This is a genomic window from Specibacter sp. AOP5-B1-6, from assembly GCF_052376555.1.
GTDB lineage: Bacteria > Actinomycetota > Actinomycetes > Actinomycetales > Micrococcaceae > Specibacter.
On record NZ_JBQSVT010000078.1, the window covers coordinates 1 to 4,730 of the forward strand.

A 4,730-nucleotide genomic window follows, 5' to 3' on the forward strand; every position below is an offset into this window, starting at 1 on the left:
CAGGGCGGTTTCGGAGACGGCCCGGTTTTCCAGGCGTCGGCGCCATTGGAACAGCAGCGGCAGGGGTGCGTTGAAGACGCGTTCATTCTTGTCGTAGGAGACTACGGCTGGCACGTGGGGTTGGCCCGCACGGATCCGGGACACGATCTGGGAAAGGACATCGGCAAGTTCCGGTGAGATAACCAGTATTCGTTCGGCGTCGGTCTTGGAGGGGGCTATCTGCAGCAGAGGAATTAGTGCGCCGGTGTCGGGCAGCCGGTATTGGATCAGGCTGTGGTGCGAGAGTTCGCAAAGTTCCTCGATGCGGATGCCGGTGTGCCGCAGCACCTCGACCATGGCCCAGGTCCAGAAAGCGCGGTGCTCTTCATACATGAGGTCAACTCTTTTTCCTCCGTCCGGGGGCTCGGCCCAGATGTGCTTCCCACCCGGTGTCGTCATCACTGAGCGGCGCATTGGTTGGCCTTCAGCGGTAAAGAGTTCGCCGGGGTCGGTGCGTTTGGCGGCCGCGAGCAGCGCGCTGGTGCGTTCCCGTTCGGAGTAGACCCACGAGACCAGTGCAGGCAACACCGGCAGGCGTTCGCGGGTCCGCTGGTCTGTCCGGGATTTACGTGCCAACCGGGTTTTCTTGTGGGAGACATCCGTGGCATTGACCGGGCAACGCACCGCCCACGGGCCCCACCGTGCAGGGTCCTCATCGGCCCACTCGGCCAGGTCCAGGTAGAAGACGCGCACCGCCGATAGCACGCTGCGGCCATCTAGCCGTTCCGTGGTCCGCTGCACCTGTTGGCCGTTGGGAGAGGTGCTGGTGCGGGTACGGGTCATGACCCGCTTCTTCCAAGAAGCCGCGACGTCCCGTGGGAGCTTCAGCGAATCGATCCCCGGGTGATGGGATTCAAGGTCGGCCCAGAACAACTTGCCCACCAAATAGGCCGTGCGTTGCAATGATGAGAAATCCATGGCTATCTGGCGTTCCCGCAAGTAATCCACGAGCACGTCCCGCACCGGCTGGCACTTGATGTTGTAGCGGTCGATCAGTTGTTCACAGGTGGGCTGGCCGTTGCCGGAGAACATTTCAATCGCGGCGGGCGCCTCCTCGCCCAAGACACCATGCCAGCGCAGCAGCTGATAGAACAGCGGGCTGCGGATAAAACCGTTGGTACGCGTGGGGAGTCCAGCCGTGATCTCCAGCAGCTCAACGCAATCGCCGACTTCCACGTCCGCAACAAGCCCTCCTTTTGCTGCCATGAGCACGGCAATATGGGTCAGTGCCTGCTGGCCGGATTGCAGGCCAACTTCTTCGTCGACGCACGTGCGGTTCATGGCAGAAAACGCCTGTTCATCGCGCGTACGAGCCATCTCAATGGCCAACGATCGACGGACCGGGGCGAAACGCAAGAGCCAACCCAGGCTCGGTCGGATCACGTCGGAACACATCAGGACCAACAACCCAAGACTCGGATGCGGTGCCGGGGAACCGGCCGGCCACCGATTGGCGGAATCCTCGCTGAACAGATCCCGCCAGTCCAAGGAGGCCTCGGCCCCGCTGGCCTGCCACCGCTGCTGCCAAGTCTCACCGGGGAAGGAGGAGAGCCAGCCCAGTACGGAGCGCACCCCAGCGTTCCGCGGTCGCTGGCTACTGGGGTTTTCCAGCCTGAACGGGGCCGCGAGGACTCGTTCAAGCACCGCAGCACGGTCCTGGCACGTCGAAGGCCACGAAGACTCGAGCTCGCGGGCGGGGAACCCTGCCTTCAACTGCGCGCCCGTTTGCGCCACCATCCTGCCTGCCACTGCTTGGTCCGCCGCCGTAATGCCCTCCGCCGGTGTGCCGGTCAGCTGGTCGTTGCTGGTCATGAGGGGTCCTTCCCGAAGAGGATTTGCATGCTCTCGGGCCGGTAATCCGGGGCGGGAGTGTGGCCGGGATCCCGCAGGAGTTGCCGGGCGTGGAAGGCCAGCACTCCAGCAATCACCTCCTCGGTCACCGGGTTTAGATAGCGCTGAGTGGTCGATAAATACGCGTGGCCGAGTACCCATTGCACATCTGTCAGTGGCATCTGCGGGTCCCGTGCCATCCGGTACGCGGCCGTGTGCCGAAGGTCGTGCAACGACCAATGCGTGCCCAACGCTGTATTCGCCCGGTCAAACATCGCCCGCGCCGCGTCATAGGTCAAGGCCCTGAACGGACGACGCAACGTCCACCACAACGGCTCATCCCGGCCCGCCGGAACCAGACCCTGAACCTGAGCCTGGTAAAGGCGCAACCAAACAAAGGCGTCCGGTGCAGCCGGCAAGGGTTGCAGCGCGCCGGTGCCCTTGCGGATCACGGTGATCAGTTGCTGCCCGGGATCGGCATCAGCCACCGTGGCACCCAGCAATTCCGAGGCCCGGGCACCGGTCGAGACCCAGAACGCCACCAAGGCCCGGTCCCGATAGGACCCCAGCTTGGCAAACAACTGATCGAATTGCTTATCGGGGATCGCCTTGGGCGCCCGGGTGACAACCTTGGGCCGATACCGGCCTCCGCGTTTGCCGCCAAATCCTTCGTCGTGGTTGTGCTGCACCCGGGCCCTGGAACCTGCCCGGACCCGCGCCAGCGGAAAGGGGTTGAGCATCGGCCCGGAGCCCGTCTCCAGATGGAAGTCATAGAAGCTGCGCAACACGCTCTCGCAATGCGCAACCGTCACTGCGGCGTACCGGTCGGCGTCCGGCACCGTGCCCGGCCCCGGCTCTGCCATTTCAGTTCCCCGAGTCACCTCGGAAGCGGGCCCGCCACCATCCGGATACCGCCAATGAGGCCGCACCGGTTTCCGGGCCACCTGCAACCAACGGCAGAAGTCACGCGCCTCAACCCGGGTCGCCTGGTCCCACTCAACCTCGAGCGCAGACAAGAACCGAAACCACCGCAACAGGTCCATGCCGTAGGAGCGCAGCGTCTTAACCGACCGGCCGCAAGCCAGCAACTCGGCGAGGTAGACCGCCGCCGGCCCAATGCTCTTCCCCGAATCGTCAACCAGCCGATACGGTTCGAAGGGTTCGCCGGTCGCAACCAGGGAACCCGCCAGAGCCACCTCCAGCGCGGCCAGATCCTGTGGGATGCTCTCTTCGTAGTCCATGGGAACAGAACCTAGCTGATGCCCACCGGCTCCGGCTATGGTTTCCCCCGCTGGGTTTGGTTAGTTCGGTTAACACATCTGTCTTGGCCTCACCGGGGTGCAGATCGGCGATGCGGCGCATCGCCAGCCCCGGGATGTAGCCGACCAGTATGCCCTCGGACTGGGCCACCGCGACTGGCAGGGCACCGATCGTTGAGGGTTGATCAACGACCAGCAGCACGGTCCCTTTGCCGGCGACCGCCTTGATAATGGCGCGGAGTTTCTTCTCGTCTTGGGGCAGTGCCCGGTCAAGGATTTTCTTGCCAGCACGGTCGATAGCTACCGCGTGGTGATCGCTCTTGCCGACGTCAACACCGATGAAGATATCGACTTGCTCATGGTTCTTAATCAACGCAAACCTCCCAGAAATAGTGTCCTGTGAAACTGCTGTTGGCATGTCCTGCGGCGGCAAGGCTCGGCATCCACGTTACGGCTGACCTACACGCTCGTTCCCTGTGCTGGTCCGGTCCCCATTAGCGATCCCCTGGCGCCTATCGAATCCCGGTGACAACACCCCCCCGGATCATCAACGACTGGGGGAGTTAATCATGCCGGGACCGACAGGCCAACAACCCCAATTATTACTCGTTTAGGGGCTACTTAAAAGGTAACGGGGGTCGTTGGGGGTGTCATTGTGACGACCAGACTCGTCATTACAACTGGCGCGCGATGCCAGCCTCGGCTCTGTCGTCACGGTGAATCTCTCCGGCCGCCCAGTGTTTCGGTAATTGATATTCCCCATTTCTGGTCGTTCGCCGACTCAATACCGAGTTCGTAGGTCTTTACAGAACTAACCTCACATTGATTCTTTGAAGGAACTACATCGTCTTCAGGGCAAGGCAAGGCAAGGCAACTCGAATCGTCCAATGCCAGAAACTTTGATGAAAATGTTTCCGGGCCTGCACAAGTCAGGTAGACGTTGATGAATTTGGACCGAGTGTTGACCGTCGCTTTGTTTGACGATGGGGCCGCCACCGGGTTTGACGATGAGTTGGATATGAAAACGCCCCGCCAAGATTTTCCTGGCGGGGCGTTCGTTGTCATGGTGGCGGCGCGATCGTCAGTGCTGCCGGGGTGTTATTCGCTGAATTCACTGACTGCTGATTGTGCTGCGGCTTGGTCCACGATCGCGCCTTTTGTGGAGCGGGTGGCCATGAGAGCGGCGATGGCGAGGTTGTTGATGGTGCGCGGGTAGCCGCGGGAGGCTTGGTGAATGACGGTGATGGCGTCCTCGGAGAAGAGTGGGTCGGGTCGGTTGGCGAAGCTGAGGTGGCTTTTGATGTAGTCACCGGTGTCTTCCAGGGTCATGCCGCCGATGGTGAACCGTGTGCCGATGCGTTGGTCCAGGGCAGCCATGACAGCTAGTTTCAGGCGGCGCCGCAGGGTGGGTTGGCCGATGAGCAGTAATGCGAAGTGCGACTCCGTATCCATGGAAACGTTCGAAAGCATCCTGAGCGCTTCGAGGTCGTCGTTGCTGAGCAGGTGTGCTTCATCGATGACGATCACGGGCAGGCGGGAGCGTTCATCGAGTTCTCCGGCAAGCAGGGACGCTGCTTGGGCGGCCAAGGCGCCGGAGAAGAA

3 protein-coding genes and 1 pseudogene are annotated in these 4,730 nt (G+C 62.1%); all 4 read right to left on the minus strand.

From position 1 onward, the window contains the following. Positions 1-1,851 (minus strand): hypothetical protein (locus ACT3TS_RS19325; protein WP_444533158.1); only part of this gene is annotated, 1,851 nt, incomplete at its 3' end. Continuing rightward, positions 1,848-3,110: a tyrosine-type recombinase/integrase gene (locus tag ACT3TS_RS19330; protein ID WP_444533159.1), complete on the minus strand. Its 1,263-nt coding sequence runs from the start codon at positions 3,108-3,110 to the stop codon at positions 1,848-1,850. The genes ACT3TS_RS19330 and ACT3TS_RS19325, both read right to left, overlap by 4 nt. 76 nt (positions 3,111-3,186) lie before the next feature. Further along, positions 3,187-3,546 (minus strand): annotated as a pseudogene (locus ACT3TS_RS19335) (IS110 family transposase); the annotation flags it as partial. A gap of 680 nt (positions 3,547-4,226) precedes the next feature. Further along, positions 4,227-4,730: ExeA family protein (locus ACT3TS_RS19340; RefSeq protein ID WP_444533160.1), on the minus strand; the 504-nt coding region annotated here is incomplete at its 5' end.

Coding starts and splice junctions, on each gene's coding strand:
- ACT3TS_RS19330 (WP_444533159.1), bottom strand. CDS start 3,110: ATGGACTACGAAGAGAGCATCCCACAGGATCTGGCCGCGCTGGAGGTG.